Raw genomic sequence first — 14,969 nt, 5'->3', positions numbered from 1 at the left:
GCTTAAGCTTATATTTTAAAGCTCCTCGGTGCGCACCCATCTTCTCTCCGCGATCGACAAATCGACGGCTTCAAGCACCTGCTGGCATTTCACGCCGTCCGCAAAATTCGGAACGGGCTGCCGGTCTTCGCGGATCGCCTGAAGCAGCTCGACCGTTTCATGGATGAACGTATGTTCGAACCCGATGGTATGTCCCGGCGGCCACCAGGCTTCGGCATAAGCGTGCGCTGGATCGGTCGCCAGAACGCGGCGGAAGCCCTGCACGTCTTCGGCATCCTCCGTGAAATAAACCTGCAGTTCGTTCATCCGTTCGAAATCGAATTTCAAGCTGCCTTTGCTTCCGTTGATCTCGAAGGAATTCGTGCAGCGGTGGCCGGCGGCAAACCGGGTCGCTTCAAAGCTTCCCAATGCGCCGTTGGCGAATTTCGCCAGGAACAAGGTCGCATCGTCCACGGTGACCGGGCCTTTTTCGTCCGATTGGTTGCCCTTGGCGCTTAAACCGCTCATGGAGCCCGGCAGCGGCCGTTCTTTGATAAACGTCTCGCTCATCCCGATGACTTCCTCGATGTCGCCCACAAGGAAGTGGGCCAAGTCGATGATATGCGCCCCCAAATCCCCATGGGAACCGGAACCGGCGGTATCTTTCTGGAGGCGCCATACGAGCGGAAATTCCGGATCGATGATCCAGTCCTGCAAAAACCAGCCGCGGAAATGATAAATTTGTCCCAGACGCCCTTCCTGGATCAGCTTGCGGGCAAGCTGCACGGCGGGGGCAAATCGATAGTTGAATCCGACCATATGTTTGACCCCTGCCGCTTCGGCTGCCGCCAGCATCTCCCGGGAATCCTCGAGGGTCAGCGCTAGCGGTTTCTCGCAGAGCAAATGTTTTCCTGCTTTCGCCGCTTCGAGGGCGATTTCTTTGTGCATATCGCTTGGAGCATTGATATCGATGAGGTCGATGTCATCCCGTCCGATCAGCTCTTTCCAGTCCGTGACGTATTCCTTCCAACCGAACTGTTTTGCGGCTTGGGATACCCCTTCCGCGTCGCGGCCGCAAATCGCCTGCATGACGGGATGAACGACGTCCGGGAAAAACATCGGAATGTCGCGGTATGCATGGCTATGCGCCTTCCCCATAAATTTGTAGCCTACCATTCCTACTCGAATCTGCTGCATTGAATACGCCTCCTTTTCATATGCACCCTATTCATACCTATGCTTGGCTCCTTGCGCTCGATGATCGAACGACAAGCCGGGTTGCCATTTGATATAAATGACCGCTGATATGATTTACCCCTTCCCCGAATTCCGACACAGCCTCGTCCGCATTTTCCGTAAGCAAAAGCTTGGCGGCAAGCGCCCCCATCCGGTAAAAAGGGACGGCCACGCTCGTCAACGGCGGATCTGTGATCCGGGCGCCATCCGAATCGTCATAACCGACGATGGCGATGTCTTTGCCGGGTATAACGCCCAGTTCCCGAAAGCCTTGAATAAGCCCGATGCCCATCCGGTCATTCGCGGCAAAAACGGCATCGATGCTATCGAGATGGCGGGCGAAACGAAAGGCGGCCTCATATCCGCTCGTCCGGCTGTAATTGCCCGTTTCAAGCCATTTGGCGGGGATCGCTTTATCCGGATCATACCCGGGATTGAAAATGCCGGCTTCCGTCATCGCGCGTACGTATCCCTTAAGACGGTCGGCGCTGTTCGAATATCCGGGCGGACCGTTCAGGAACGCGATGCGGCGGTAACCCTCGTCAAGCAGATGCTTCACCGCTTCATAGGCGCCTTGTTCATGATCCGCATCCACTTCAAGAAACTCTTCGCCGGCAAAATGCTGGTTTACCAAACAAAACGGATGGTTCGCCTCCTTCAGCGCCCTTAGCGCTTTCCGCTCCTCCGGCGTATCCGTCGTTCCCAAAAGGATGCACGCGTCGATCTTTTGCGATCGAAACAGCTCCGTGTAACCGTTGTCATCGCCGGGTTTGCGAAAAATCAGCAGCATATCGTAACCAAGCTCGCGAACCTGTTCCCCGATCCCGCTCAAAATCTCCGAAAAATAATACGTTGAAAAAATATGTACCTTCGGCACATAAGGAAGCACGACGCCGAGATTGCCGCTTTTTCTGCGGGCAAAGCTTTGGGCGATGGCATTGGGGTAATATCCCAACGTCTCGGCCGCCTTCAGCACTTTCAGCCTCGTTTCTTCCTTGATGGGACCTACCCGGTTGAACACGCGGGAAACCGTTGCTTCCGATACGCCCGCCATGTCCGCAACTGCTTTTCTTGTGACGATACGGCATCACCCCCTGCATTCCACAAACAAGTTGTTGATAGTGGATCAAGCTGAAAAACTTTAATGTACGCGCGTACATTATCTCGTATTTTTTTCCAAATTGTCAAGGGAATTGTTTTTTGATCGCAACAACCATAATGTTTGCACCGTCTGTTTCTTAAAGGAGGGGTGAACATGATCAAAATGCCCATTACGCTCTTCATATTGCTCTCCCTATTGGGATGTTCGATCCAGGCCAACAACGGAGGCAAGACGACCGTTCGCGAATTGACCGGGGGCCAGCCCCCCAAAGCCTCGATACAAATCGGGGAGCAACTCCACGAGACCAAACTCGGCACCTACTGCTGGTCCTCCAAAAACACTAGCACGTGCATAGACGCGGTCGGTCCGGCCGAACTCCTAAAAAACAAAAAGCCGGTCAAGGTAAGACCCGGCGCCGAAATCAAATTTGTGATGGATTACGAACCCCTTCCGAACAAAATCCACCTGGAGCAAATTTCGGAAGGCAAGAACACGGAGATTGCCGTGAAAGAAAATACCTTCCGAGCTCCGACTCAAAAAGGAACCTACTATTTTTCATACGGGGTCTGGTGGATGGATGAAAAACGGGAGCATGTTTCCCTTGGGGACGCTTTTTATGTTTTTGCATTGGAAGTCATCTAAATGCTTTGGCCCTTTCGTTTCAATCCTAGTCAGGCCTTGAGCCATAGAGTGTCTTCCGCGACCTCCTCGCCATTGACGACCAGCACGATGCGATGCTCCCCCGGATAATGGCGCCTTGTCGTCAAATCGGACCAGCCGTGCTTGCGCCGCCCTGTCAGCTTCGAGCCGCCGGGGACGGTTTTGTCCGACAGGAGGAACAACTTGCGTGAAGTTTGTCCGTTGGCTTTCACGAAATAAATGCCATATTCGATCCTTAAGCGCGCGTCGGTTCCTTCCCGAATGGAAAGCTCATAATGAATCATGCTGTGGTCCCCAATGGATATTTTCTTGGGCTCGACCGCAAGCACAGCCGACTGCACAAGCGCGTTTCCCTCGCTGCTGCCGGAATAGCCAAACAGCCTCATGATGTCCGGCTCCGCTTTCCGGATCAACGTCCGGCAGGCATGCCTGACAATCCAATCGGTATCCGGATGGTTCCCGAGCCACGCTTTGGCCAGCCGAATCACGATGTCAGGATGGTCTTTGGCGATATCGTTCAAATTGTTGGCCACGCTCTTGCGGACATAAAGCGACGGATCTTCCTTCAGCCGCTCCAACACCGGCAGCACGGGGGAAGGATCCTTTTTGAATGGCGCAAGCGCTTGTCCCCACGGCAGACGGGGTCTGCAGCCTTCGCTCGCCAAACGTCTGACATGTTCGTTCGGATGTTGCGACCAGATCAGCATTTGGTTCATCATCCGCTGCGGATCGCGCAAAATGAACGGTCTGACCGCAAATTCGGACGAGGAACGTTGCGTGAACCGCTCCAACGCCCCCATCGAAAGATCCCAATGTTGCGGATCCTGCCCGTACACTTCGACAAAATCGGGAAAAAACAGGTACGGAAACCCGGTACAATCCTCATCGATCGAAAACAACACCTCCAACGCAGCCGGATAAGACGAAGGCAAAAATTCGCCCAAAACGGTCGCGATTCGGCGGATTCTCGCCTTTAGCTCCAGTCCCTCCCAAGCATCGTCCATGATTGTTGCAACAAAGTCCTCGGCCTGAAAGGCCGGATATGCGGATCTGACCTTCCCGGCGAAATCTCCTAAAAACTCCCGATCGTACATCGCTTTTAACGCTTCAGCCAAAATTTTCTCCCCCGTCGTTCAAAGGTTCCGCAAAAATGCGAACACCCGTTTTCGTTTACTATAGCAAGAAACGAAACGGGTGTACAGTTTTGATCCATATAGATTAAACTAAAGTTTGCATTGAACCTTCCTGTTCAAAGAACCGATGCGGCCCTATAACCTTCATTTCTTTTATTCATTCTATATATAGATTTGAATTAAAGTAAGTCACATCTTTGAAACGGATAGTCCCTGTGGATCAAGGAATGACAAGTAAAAACTTTAATTCATTCTATATAAGTGAATTATTTTTTCAGTTTTTCCTGCTGCTCCAAATCGTCGCGCATGTTGTGCATGTAATCCGGAGCATCCATCGGGTCGCCTGCCATCAGCTCGATGATGCACATTTTGCCGGCGCATTCCTTTTCCGCGCGGGAGATCGCGTCATCCAGCTCTTGATTGGTCCGAACCGTTACGGCATAAGCTTCCCCGCCGAAGGCTTCCGCAAGCTTCGTATAGGACCAGCTCGGGATGTTGTTATAGGTTTGGTTTTCGGTCTTTGCGTTCAAATATTTTTCGATGGTATATCCGTCGTTGTTCAGCACGAAAATGATCGGCTTGCAGCCGTAGTACAGCATGGAACTGATTTCCTGGGCCGTGAGCTGCAAGGAGCCGTCGCCCGTGAAAAGCAGGACCCTGCGCGAAGGGGCCGCAATGCATGCTCCATAGGCTGCAGGCGTGGCGTAACCGATCGATTGCCATGCTCCCTGGCCGATAAACAGCGTGTTGACCGGGAGCGAAACCTGACTCATGCCGTAATAAAATGTTCCCGTTTCCGCAATCACGATATCCCCTTCTTTGAGCATCCGTTGAAACCGGGGATAGTAGGAAGCCGCCTGAAGCGAATCATCCGGATTGCCTGTAACGGCGTCGTACGGTCCGGGCCCTTTGGTTGGCGTTCCCGGCTGTTTCCACCCGATGTTTTGCAAAGCGAGCAACAGATCCTCCGCCTTCACGTTGGGATATTCCGCCAGACCCGCTTTAACCTTCGAGGGTTGAATGTCTATAAGCCGGAGCGGGTCCAGTTTGGCCGTAAAATTCGCGGTATTGCCGTCCGCCTCCACAAAGCCGGCTGCGATGACGCAATCCGCGCTTTCCACAAGGCTGCGGACGTCCTGACGGCCGAAGGCTCCTCCATACATGCCCATAAAAAGCGGATGCGATTCGTCGAACGCGCTTTTGCCGTACAACGTGGAAACTACCGGCAAATTCAGCGATTCCGCAAGTTTGCGTACGTATGGCTCCCAATGGAACCTCATCGTTTTGACGTCCACTAAAAGGATTGCGTTTTGCGCCTGCATCAACATCCTGGTGATGTGTTCGACGGCGGTCTGCAGCGCTTCGGGACTCGAATTGGTTGACGCCGGGCTGGCTTCTTGGCGCATAACCACCGGCTTGGCGACCAAATCGTCGGCAACGACGAGATACACCGGTTGCTTTTTTTCCTTGGCGATCCGGATGGCATTCGGGATTTCCAGCATGGCATTTTCGGGCGTCAGTACGGCCGTATAGGCCGTGATTTGTTCATACATCTTGCGGAATACGTCATAATTGCCGTCCATTAACGTATGATGCATCAGCTTGTGCTGCTTCTGTGCCGCATCCGGCGGCGAGCCGACGATATGGATCACGGGCACATGCTCGCTGCAGGCGCCGGCAACGGCGTTGCAGGCGCTCATTTCGCCGACGCCAAACGTGGTGACGAGCGCGGACAATCCTCTGATTCTCGCATAAGCATCCGCCGCGTATCCGGAGTTCAGCTCATTTCGTCCGTTAATGAATCGCAGTCCGGCGTACCGTTCGATCGCTCCAGCAGAGAGAAATTATAGTCTCCGGGCACGCCGAAAATGTCGGTCAGTCCCTCCTGTTTCAAACAGTCCAAAAGATATTCACCCAACGTTTTCGGCCGCATTGGTTCTAGATTTTGGTTGTTAAGCTCTTGTTGTGCCATCGGCGATTTTAGGCTCCTTCCTTTTTTAGTGTCCGGCAGCCGCGTTAATCGCTTCTTTCACCGTCCTGGCCAGCGATTCGGCATCCCCCAGCGCTTGGAAGTGCAGAAACAGGATACGCGGCTCTTCGCCGATGAGGTGGTTATGTAGGGCGGATATGTTGATGTTCCCTTTGCGAAGCGCATCGATGACGGGATTCACCTCGTTGCCGAGAAGCGCAAACTCCCCGATCACCGCCGTTTTATCGCCTACCTTTTCAAAATTCGCGCCGAATGAAAGTTCGATTTCTTCCGGAGATAACGGCACTCCCAAGTTTGAAACCTTGATACTTTTGCGGTGAATCCCTAATTTGCACAAGCCGTTTTCATGCTTCAATTCCGTGTTAAAAACTTTGTCGAATACTTGGCAATTTGGCGCTTCAGCCCCCAAGACGGTGCCCGACGGGACGAGCAGCAAAAATGCAGCAGCCATGAACCCAAAGATTTTTTTCATCTTGTCCATTCCTCCAAGTTTGGGATTTTAGCTTATTGTTTTACGAAAAAGCGCAAAAAATCCCTATTGCTTTTGGCAATAAGGATTTTTTTCTTTTTGCCTGATTCCCTCAGGGAGGGTCAACTTAATCGTATGATCGTAACATTGGTCGGCGTGGTGGTCGTAAGCGTTGCGGTTGCAAGCACGCCGAACAGCTGAATGCTTATGGTTGCCCCTGCAGGAACAGGCGTAATCACGTTTGTTTGGAAGGAAGTCGTGCCGACTGCGGGCGATATCGTTGAGGCCGGTGCGGCGCTTCCGTTGATTAGTATGCGGGAACTGACCAGCAAAGAAACGTTCAAGTTGACCGAATATGAAATATAATAGTTTCCTGCATTGGCGACGGTAAATGTATTATTGGCCGCATTTATCGTGATGCCTGGTCCGATATCCTGCGCGTTTGGGAACGATACGTTTGTTCCGCCTAAAACTACAGCGATGACGGTGCCGGATGTATTGGCCGCAAATGCATGATTTTCGGTCACGCTGGTCCCTGTTGCTCCCGTAGCGCCTGTGGCTCCTGTTGCTCCCGTGGCTCCTGTTGCTCCCGTCGTACCCGTTGCACCTGTGTCGCCTGTCGCTCCTGTCGCGCCCGTCGCACCTGTTGCTCCCGTGGCTCCTGTTGCTCCTGTCTCGCCAGTAGCTCCCGTCGCTCCCGTTGCGCCCATTGCGCCCGTCGCTCCTGTTGCCCCTGTTGCGCCTGTCTCGCCCGTTGCACCCGTTGGCCCGGTTGCTCCTGTATCACCTGTCGCACCAGTGGCACCTGTGTCGCCTGTCGCTCCTGTAGCTCCCGTTGCTCCCGTTGCACCTGTTGCGCCTGTCTCGCCCGTTGCTCCCGTCGCTCCTGTAGCACCTGTTGGCCCGGTTGCACCTGTGTCGCCCGTCGCTCCGGTAGCACCCGTTGGCCCGGTTGCGCCTGTCTCGCCCGTCGCACCTGTTGCTCCTGTAGCGCCTGTGGCTCCTGTTGCTCCTGTTGCGCCTGTGGCTCCTGTCTCGCCCGTTGCTCCCGTCGCTCCCGTTGCTCCCGTTGCACCTGTGGCTCCTGTTGCTCCTGTAGCTCCGGTTGGCCCGGTTGCGCCTGTCTCGCCCGTTGGACCCGTCGCTCCTGTAGCACCTGTTGGCCCGGTTGCGCCTGTCGCTCCGGTTGCACCCGTTGGCCCAGTTGCGCCTGTCGCTCCTGTAGCTCCCGTTGCTCCTGTTGCGCCTGTCTCGCCCGTTGCACCCGTTGGCCCGGTTGCGCCTGTCTCGCCCGTCGCACCTGTTGCTCCTGTAGCGCCTGTGGCTCCTGTTGCTCCTGTTGCTCCTGTTGCTCCCGTGGCTCCTGTTGCTCCGGTGGCACCTGTAGCACCTGTCGCTCCCGTCGTACCCGTTGCACCTGTGTCGCCTGTCGCTCCTGTTGCGCCTGTGGCTCCTGTCTCGCCCGTTGCTCCCGTCGCTCCCGTTGCTCCCGTTGCACCTGTGGCTCCTGTTGCTCCCGTTGCACCTGTGGCTCCTGTTGCTCCCGTTGCTCCGGTTGGCCCGGTTGCGCCTGTCTCGCCCGTTGCACCCGTCGCTCCTGTAGCACCTGTTGGCCCGGTTGCTCCTGTATCACCTATCGCTCCGGTGGCTCCTGTCTCGCCCGTTGCACCCGTCGCTCCCGTTGCTCCGGTTGGCCCGGTTGCGCCTGTCTCGCCCGTTGCACCCGTCGCTCCTGTAGCACCTGTTGGCCCGGTTGCTCCTGTCTCGCCCGTTGCACCCGTCGCTCCTGTAGCACCTGTTGGCCCGGTTGCTCCTGTATCACCTATCGCTCCGGTGGCACCTGTCTCGCCCGTCGCACCCGTCGCTCCCGTCGCTCCCGTGGCTCCTGTTGCTCCTGTAGCTCCGGTTGCACCTGTTGCTCCTGTCTCGCCAGTAGCTCCCGTCGCTCCCGTTGCGCCCATTGCGCCCGTCGCTCCTGTTGCCCCTGTTGCGCCTGTCTCGCCCGTTGCTCCCGTTGGCCCGGTTGCTCCTGTATCACCTGTCGCACCAGTGGCACCTGTGTCGCCTGTCGCTCCTGTAGCTCCTGTTGCTCCTGTTGCACCTGTCTCGCCCGTTGCACCTGTAGCTCCTGTTGCTCCCGTGGCTCCTGTAACTCCCGGCTCTCCCATAGCGCCTGTCGGGCCGACAACGCCGGCCGCTCCCGTAGGTCCCGTGGCTCCTGCTTCACCCGTCGCGCCCGCTGCAGCCAGAAGCGTATAATCGGGCGAACTTCCCGGTATGCCTGCCGGCGATGCCACGTTAGCGATATACGTATTTCCATGAAAAGTAACGATTTGTCCCTGCGGATAAAACCGGCTCTGTTCAGGACCAAACGGCAGAATCCCGTTGAACCCCGCTCCTGTCGGCCCCGTCGGGCCGGTCGCACCAACTTGGCCGGGATCGCCTGCCGGCCCGGGTGGGCCAGGAGGACCCGGTGGCCCGGGCGGACCAGATACGCCGATTCCCCCTGGCGTTCCGGTGCCTCCAAGCGCGACCGAGGACAGAACGTCGGATATCGAACGCTGGATTTTCCTGATCAGATCGACCAACGTATCTTTGATATTCCGCGAGACATGAAGCAGCAGGATCGTGGATAAAAGGTCATCCAGATTCTCCTGGAGGTTAATCAGAATCCCTGCTCCTGAGACCGGCACCGCCTCACACATCGTAACCGCCAGCTCAAGCGTCGATTGCAGGCGGGCTTTGTCTCTGACGGGAAAGTCGGAATCCGTAACAAAGATTTGAAGAAGCTTTAGCACGTCCTTCAAAGCCGCAACCGATACCGGATTTTGCCTGAGCAGCGCAGGAGGGACCGTTTGAAGCAGGCGCAGCAAGAGACCGATGAGCTTTTCGGTCTGCTGCCGGGTAATCGGAATGACGCCGAACCCTTCATTTTCATTCATACTCATTCATCCCCCTTACGATCGATGCTCCAATGGCTTGTACGTTCCATGCAGGGTATTTCGAGGCGTTTATAACCAAACGTTACTCCACCCTATGCCGTTTGCCCAGAAAGGGTGACTCTCCTTTTTCCCGGCACAACCAAAAAAAAACGCTCCCCCACATGACGTGAAGGAGCTGTGAAATCTTTATTTTTTTGCAGCGATTTCTTCATTAATAATAGAGATGATCTCCGGGATGCTTTTTGCTCCCAGGTCGCCTGCTTCCCTTTTCCGCACGGACACGCCGCCGGAATTTTTTTCGTTTTCGCCGAGAACGAGCATGTAAGGGACCTTCATCATTTCGGCTTCCCGGATTTTGTACCCCAACTTTTCGTTCCGGATATCGATTTCGACCCGAATACCGGCCTCTTCAAGCGATTTTTTGACCGCAAAAGCGTAATCGGCGTAGTTCTCCGACACGGGCAGCAGCTTCGCGTGAACGGAGGACAACCACAACGGGAAGGCTCCGGCATAATGCTCCGTCAGCATGCCCATGAACCGGTCGATCGAGCCGTACACCGCACGGTGAATGACGACCGGGCAATGTTTCTCGCCGTCTTCGCCGATGTAAGCGAGATCGTATTTTCGGGGCATTTGGAAATCCAGCTGAATCGTGCCGCACTGCCAGCTCCGCTTGAGCGCGTCCAAAATGTGAAAATCGATTTTCGGCCCGTAAAACGCGCCGTCCCCCTCATTGATGCGGTAATCGATGCCGCGGCGGTCCAACACGTTTTGCAGCGCCCGCTCCGCTTCTTCCCAGAGCTCATCCGAACCCATCGAGTCTTCCGGACGCGTCGACAGCTCGATTTTGTATTCAAAGCCGAACACTTGATACATGTTGTCGATCAGTTCGATGATGCTGCCGATTTCTTCTTCGATCTGGCTCGGGAGCACGAACAGATGCGCGTCGTCCTGGCAAAACGTCCGTACCCGCAGCATGCCGTTGAGCGCTCCCGAGAATTCATGCCGGTGCACCTGGCCGAACTCCGAAATGCGCAGCGGCAGATCGCGGTAGGAACGGAGCTTGTTTTTGAAAATCAGCATATGTCCCGGGCAGTTCATCGGCTTCAGCGCATATTTCGTGTCGTCGACGTTCGTGAAGTACATGTTGTCTTTGTAATGATCCCAGTGTCCCGATTGTTCCCACACCCGCTGGTTCATCATAAGCGGCGTCCGGACTTCGTCGTAGCCCCTTTTCCCCTGCATTTCCCTTGCGAAGTTTTCAAGCTCCGTGCGGATCGCCATCCCTTTCGGCAGGAAAAACGGCATGCCCGGCGCTTCCTCCGAAAACATGAACAGCTCCAGCTGCTTGCCCAGCTTGCGGTGATCGCGTTTTTTAGCCTCCTCAAGAAAATGAAGATGCTCTTCCAACTGTGATTGCTTCGGAAATGCCGTTCCGTATATGCGCTGCAGCATCTTGTTGTCGGAATTTCCGCGCCAGTAGGCGCCCGATACGTTCAGCAGCTTGAATGCCTTGATACGCCCCGTGGAAGGAAGATGGGGCCCGCGGCACAAGTCGAAAAATTCCCCCTGCTCGTAAATGGAGATAACGGCCTCTTCCGGCAGATCGCGGATCAGCTCCAGCTTCAGCGGATCTTCGAGTTTTTCAAAGATTCCGACGGCTTCCTCCCGGCTAACCTCCCGGCGGACGATCGGCAGATTTTCCCGGGCAATGTTCTCCATTTCCTTTTCGATCGCGGCCAGGTCATCCGGCGTTAAAGGCTTCTCGATATCGATGTCGTAGTAGAATCCGTCTTCGATGACCGGACCGATGCCGAGTTTGACCGCCTTTTCGCCATACAGCCGTTTGATCGCCTGCGCCATCAGATGCGCCGTGCTGTGACGGTAGATCTCAAGCCCGTCCCGACTGTCCAGGGTGACGATTTCCACCCGTCCGTCCGCTTCGAGCGCATGGCTCAGGTCGACGGGCTTGCCGTCGATTTTGCCTGCGATCGCGTTTTTCTTTAGCCCGATGCTGATCGATCCGGCGATTTGTTCCACCGTGGTGCCTTGCGGATACCTCCTTATCGAACCGTCTGGCAGCGTTACTTGAATCTCCATTGTTCTGACCTCCATTCCTTTGAATTGGTTTACGTTTGGTGACTTCAAAACTCCATTTATGAACGCAAAAAAACGCATCTCATCCTCAAGGGACGAGTGCGTTCATCTCGTGGTTCCACCCTAATTCAACCTGCCGTCAACCAGCCTCGGCCGCAGGCCAAAGTTGAAATTGCAGGTTCTCATTGGAATCCGTTAACGGGGATCAGGCGGTGCCGCTTACTGCCGCTCCGTGATGCAAAAGCGGGTTCAACGCCACAGCTACAAAGGGGTAACTTCATGCCGTTTTCAGGAGAAGCTTTCAGCCGGAACCTCTCTCTCTGGGCAGCTCGTGCAGGAAGTCATGTCTTTGATCAAAGCCAAATGTTGAATTATGGCTATAATCAAATCACAGACCAAAATAAATGTCAAGCCCTTGTTTTTCGTTGCTCCCCAATGAAAAGCACCGCAGTCCATCTGCGATGCGTTGTTCATGTCATCTATGTGTCATATGTCGGGACAGCCTGCCGAGTAGCGCTTTACAAAGCCGAGGAAGCTTGGCCTACCCAGGCTTGCAGCTGTTCCGGATTAAAGCCTTGGCCTTGGCGGAGCTTCATCGTTTTCCGTTCCGGCGGACCGTCAAAAACGCCTTCCGGAAGGTCAAGTTCAGTCGCATTAAAAATCGTAAAACTGACGGCATCCTTCGAAGTCGAAATGACCGCCGCATATTTCCCGTTTTTCAAAAAATGGGGCTTTTTGTATTGGATCCGCTCCTGCACGTCCGGAATGGCCTGACGAACAACCTCGCGCAGCCCGGCTGCCAATTCCTTTTGCCACGGTTCCTTGATGGCATCAATAAAATCCGATACTTCCTGGCTCATATCATCTTCTCCTTTGCTTTGGGAATGTAAGTCCGTTCGGACCCTGTTCGTGCACTGAATTAGGATGGTTACATAAGCCCGGGGATTTTAAATGTGCTCCCTCAAGTTTGTTTCCATCGCCATGATGTTAGGATCATGATAGGTTTCTTCCTGATCCGACAGCTGACGCAGCTCAATCTCCGCTTCGCCCCGGCCTTTTGGAACGGGAGCCTTTTTCGCCCACTCCAAGGCCTCCTCGATGGAATGGGCTTCGAGCAAGATGAAGCTTTCCATCAGCCCGCTCTCCGCGGAAAACGGACCCGCAGCTGTGCATGTTGCTTCGCCGTCCGGCGATAACGTGATCCGAAACCCGCCGGAGCTTGGAAGCAGCGACTCGTCGGCAAGCAGCATGCCTGCATTGGCCAAGGATTTGGCATATGCTTCCCGCCGGGCCGCAAAATGCGGATCGCATTTCACGCCCGCTTCCGAAAATGCCGTCGATTTGAATATCAATACATATCTCATCGGTTCGCTCCTTCAAGCAGAGGTTGGATTTGGCGACTTCCTGCCTTTGTCTCTGCCTTTACTTAAGCGACGAACGAGAAAGCGGCTAATCGACGGACGGATCGAAAAATTAAAAAAAGATTTTCAATGGATGCATTCGGATGCCCGGGCGAGCAAAAGATCCCGCTCGCGGCTGTTCTTCGCCAAAGCTGCAGCCCGCTCGAATTCTAGCCGCGCTTCCTCAAAGCGGTCCAATTTGAACAACAGATCGCCGCGAACGCTGGGCAAAAGATGATATTCCGGAAGGGCCCCCTCTTCCGTGATCGCATCGACGATCTGAAGCCCGTATAGCGGCCCAAAGGCCATCGCGACCGCCACCGCCCGGTTCAATTCCACGATGGGCGAGGGCAGAACGCGCGACAAAGCTTCATACAATGCGGAAATTCGGACCCAATCCGTGTCCGCAGGCGTCACGGCCTGTGCGTGGCAAGCCGCAATGGCCGCCTGAAGCGCATAAGGGCCGAGCGGCTTTCCCAGCTGCCGGCAGCGATTGAGGGCGGCCAGTCCGCGGCGGATCAGCAGTCGATCCCATTGGGCCCGGTTTTGATCCATGAGCAGGATCGGCTCCCCGTCCGCTCCCACCCGCGTTTTCAGCCGGGAGGCCTGAATTTCCATCAGCGCCGCGAGCCCGTGCACTTCGGGTTCATCCGGCGCAATCTCCGCCAGGACGCGGCCGAGCCTTAATGCTTCCTGGCAAAGAAGGGGACGGACCCAATGTTCGCCCGCGGTTGCCGAATAACCTTCGTTAAACATTAAATACACGACCTCAAGCACCGTGCCGAGGCGCTCCTTCAGCTCTGCGCCGACGGGTACCTCGAACGGGACCTTTTTGGCGCTGAGGGTCCGTTTCGCCCGAACGATCCGCTGCGCGATCGTTGCTTCGGCAACCAGAAAGGCGCGGGCGATTTCGTCCGTCGTCAGGCCGCACAACAGCCGGAGCGTAAGCGCCACCCGTGCATCCTGGGACAATACCGGATGGCATGTCATGAAGATGAGGCGCAGGAGATCGTCCCCGATCTCCCCGTCCAGCTGACGATCCATGTCCTCTTCCGTATACCATTCGGCGCTGCGGGTTAACTCTTCGTATTTTTGGTCTCGAAGCTTGTTTCTTCGCAGCAGGTCGATCGCGCGCCGTTTGGCCGTCGTCATGAGCCACGCTCCCGGATTGTCGGGGATGCCCGTTTCCGGCCACCGCTCAAGCGCGATCACGAGCGCATCCTGGGCCAAATCTTCCGCCAACCCTACATCGCGTACCATACGCGTTAAACCGGCGATTAGTTTGGGTGATTCGATCCGCCAAATGGCGTTGATCGTACGCCCCGCGTCAGAAAAGCTCACAGTCTAAATTGCCCCTTTATTTTTTCTTGCGTATTTTCATCCGAAGACAATTCTTCCGGATCAAAGATTTGCCTAAGTTCAATCTCTCCTTGTCCGCCTCCATGCGGATCGGGCATGCGCAACGCCCACTCGATCGCTTCCTCCCGCGACTTCACTTCGATCAGCGTAAAGCCGGCGATGATTTCCTTGGCTTCCGTGAACGGGCCGTCCACTACCTTCGGTTTGCCTCCCGGCTCCGGATACGAAATCCGAATGCCGCTCGAACTAGGCTGCAGCCCGTCCGCCGCAAGAAGCACCCCCGCTTTCGCCAGCTCCTCGTTGTACCTCAGCATGGCATCGAGCAGCTCCTGGCTTGGCTTGACGCCCGCTTCCGAATCCGTTGTTCCTTTGACGATCATCATAAAACGCATGTTTTTTCCTCCCGGGTATGTGATAAGCGGGCCGATTACCGTTTCATTCCATCCGCTTGGGGCGGCCCTCTATAAGGACAACGAATGAAAGACGTGCAAATCGACGCATCAAACGATTTTTTTCAAAAAAATCATTGGACGCTTCAGTTTTCAAAGCGTTTTATTTATTTCGAGCAAATAGGACTGTTTCCTGCATCTCCCTCTGCCATC

The 14,969-nt window shown here is 55.2% G+C and carries 11 protein-coding genes and 1 pseudogene; 1 reads left to right on the top strand and 11 read right to left on the bottom strand.

All coding sequences use genetic code 11. From position 1 onward, the window contains the following. Positions 1-15: 15 nt before the first annotated feature. Positions 16-1,176: a Gfo/Idh/MocA family protein gene (locus NYE48_RS12725; protein ID WP_340998960.1), complete on the bottom strand. Its 1,161-nt coding sequence runs from the start codon at positions 1,174-1,176 to the stop codon at positions 16-18. Positions 1,177-1,213: 37 nt separating this feature from the next. Continuing rightward, entirely contained in the window at positions 1,214-2,296 is a 1,083-nt protein-coding gene (locus tag NYE48_RS12720) for a LacI family DNA-binding transcriptional regulator (protein WP_036712029.1), read from the bottom strand. Between the two features lie 174 nt (positions 2,297-2,470). On the opposite strand from NYE48_RS12720, the gene NYE48_RS12715 reads away from it, so the two are divergent. Beyond that, on the top strand, positions 2,471-2,959 hold the full coding sequence (locus NYE48_RS12715; RefSeq protein WP_246537021.1) for a hypothetical protein: 489 nt from the start codon (positions 2,471-2,473) through the stop codon (positions 2,957-2,959). Between the two features lie 29 nt (positions 2,960-2,988). On the opposite strand, the gene NYE48_RS12710 is transcribed toward NYE48_RS12715, so the two are convergent. The 9 genes and pseudogenes from NYE48_RS12710 to NYE48_RS12670 all read right to left on the bottom strand — a co-directional run bounded on the left by NYE48_RS12710 (position 2,989) and on the right by NYE48_RS12670 (position 14,759). Further along, positions 2,989-4,092: a DNA alkylation repair protein gene (locus tag NYE48_RS12710; RefSeq protein WP_340998959.1), complete on the bottom strand. Its 1,104-nt coding sequence runs from the start codon at positions 4,090-4,092 to the stop codon at positions 2,989-2,991. A gap of 284 nt (positions 4,093-4,376) precedes the next feature. Then, a pseudogene (locus NYE48_RS12705) lies at positions 4,377-6,082 on the bottom strand (alpha-keto acid decarboxylase family protein). A 25-nt stretch (positions 6,083-6,107) separates the two neighbouring features. Continuing rightward, positions 6,108-6,572: a DUF1259 domain-containing protein gene (locus NYE48_RS12700; protein WP_340998958.1), complete on the bottom strand. Its 465-nt coding sequence runs from the start codon at positions 6,570-6,572 to the stop codon at positions 6,108-6,110. Between the two features lie 119 nt (positions 6,573-6,691). Then, positions 6,692-9,511 (bottom strand): BclA C-terminal domain-containing protein, encoded by a 2,820-nt coding sequence (locus NYE48_RS12695; RefSeq protein ID WP_340998957.1) that lies wholly within the window; start codon positions 9,509-9,511, stop codon positions 6,692-6,694. Between the two features lie 186 nt (positions 9,512-9,697). Further along, a complete protein-coding gene (gene thrS, locus NYE48_RS12690) occupies positions 9,698-11,611 on the bottom strand; it encodes a threonine--tRNA ligase (protein WP_340998956.1) in 1,914 nt (637 codons plus the stop codon). 515 nt (positions 11,612-12,126) lie between these two features. Continuing rightward, positions 12,127-12,468 (bottom strand): DUF1801 domain-containing protein, encoded by a 342-nt coding sequence (locus tag NYE48_RS12685; protein WP_340998955.1) that lies wholly within the window; start codon positions 12,466-12,468, stop codon positions 12,127-12,129. Positions 12,469-12,555: 87 nt separating this feature from the next. Then, on the bottom strand, positions 12,556-12,972 hold the full coding sequence (locus NYE48_RS12680) for a YciI family protein (RefSeq protein WP_340998954.1): 417 nt from the start codon (positions 12,970-12,972) through the stop codon (positions 12,556-12,558). A gap of 123 nt (positions 12,973-13,095) precedes the next feature. Further along, a complete protein-coding gene (locus NYE48_RS12675; RefSeq protein WP_340998953.1) occupies positions 13,096-14,349 on the bottom strand; it encodes an RNA polymerase sigma factor in 1,254 nt (417 codons plus the stop codon). After that, the gene (locus NYE48_RS12670; RefSeq protein ID WP_036713735.1) at positions 14,346-14,759 is read right to left on the bottom strand and encodes a YciI family protein; all 414 of its coding nucleotides are present in this window, start codon (positions 14,757-14,759) and stop codon (positions 14,346-14,348) included. Before NYE48_RS12670 ends, NYE48_RS12675 begins: the two co-directional genes overlap by 4 nt. Between the last annotated feature and the right edge of the window lie 210 nt (positions 14,760-14,969).

The sequence above is a fragment of the Paenibacillus sp. FSL M7-1455 genome, from assembly GCF_038004655.1.
In the GTDB taxonomy this organism is placed as follows: domain Bacteria; phylum Bacillota; class Bacilli; order Paenibacillales; family Paenibacillaceae; genus Paenibacillus_AQ; species Paenibacillus_AQ cookii.
Note: the sequence above shows the minus strand (reverse complement) of the source record. Positions and strands in the feature narration are given on the sequence as shown.

What these genes read in the sequence shown, in the direction of transcription:
- NYE48_RS12680 (WP_340998954.1), bottom strand. Translation starts at nt 12,972, where the DNA reads ATGAGATATGTATTGATATTCAAATCGACGGCATTTTCGGAAGCGGGC.
- NYE48_RS12725 (WP_340998960.1), bottom strand. Translation starts at nt 1,176, where the DNA reads ATGCAGCAGATTCGAGTAGGAATGGTAGGCTACAAATTTATGGGGAAG.
- thrS (WP_340998956.1), bottom strand. Translation starts at nt 11,611, where the DNA reads ATGGAGATTCAAGTAACGCTGCCAGACGGTTCGATAAGGAGGTATCCG.
- NYE48_RS12700 (WP_340998958.1), bottom strand. Translation starts at nt 6,572, where the DNA reads ATGAAAAAAATCTTTGGGTTCATGGCTGCTGCATTTTTGCTGCTCGTC.
- NYE48_RS12715 (WP_246537021.1), top strand. Translation starts at nt 2,471, where the DNA reads ATGATCAAAATGCCCATTACGCTCTTCATATTGCTCTCCCTATTGGGA.
- NYE48_RS12670 (WP_036713735.1), bottom strand. Translation starts at nt 14,759, where the DNA reads ATGCGTTTTATGATGATCGTCAAAGGAACAACGGATTCGGAAGCGGGC.
- NYE48_RS12685 (WP_340998955.1), bottom strand. Translation starts at nt 12,468, where the DNA reads ATGAGCCAGGAAGTATCGGATTTTATTGATGCCATCAAGGAACCGTGG.
- NYE48_RS12695 (WP_340998957.1), bottom strand. Translation starts at nt 9,511, where the DNA reads ATGAATGAAAATGAAGGGTTCGGCGTCATTCCGATTACCCGGCAGCAG.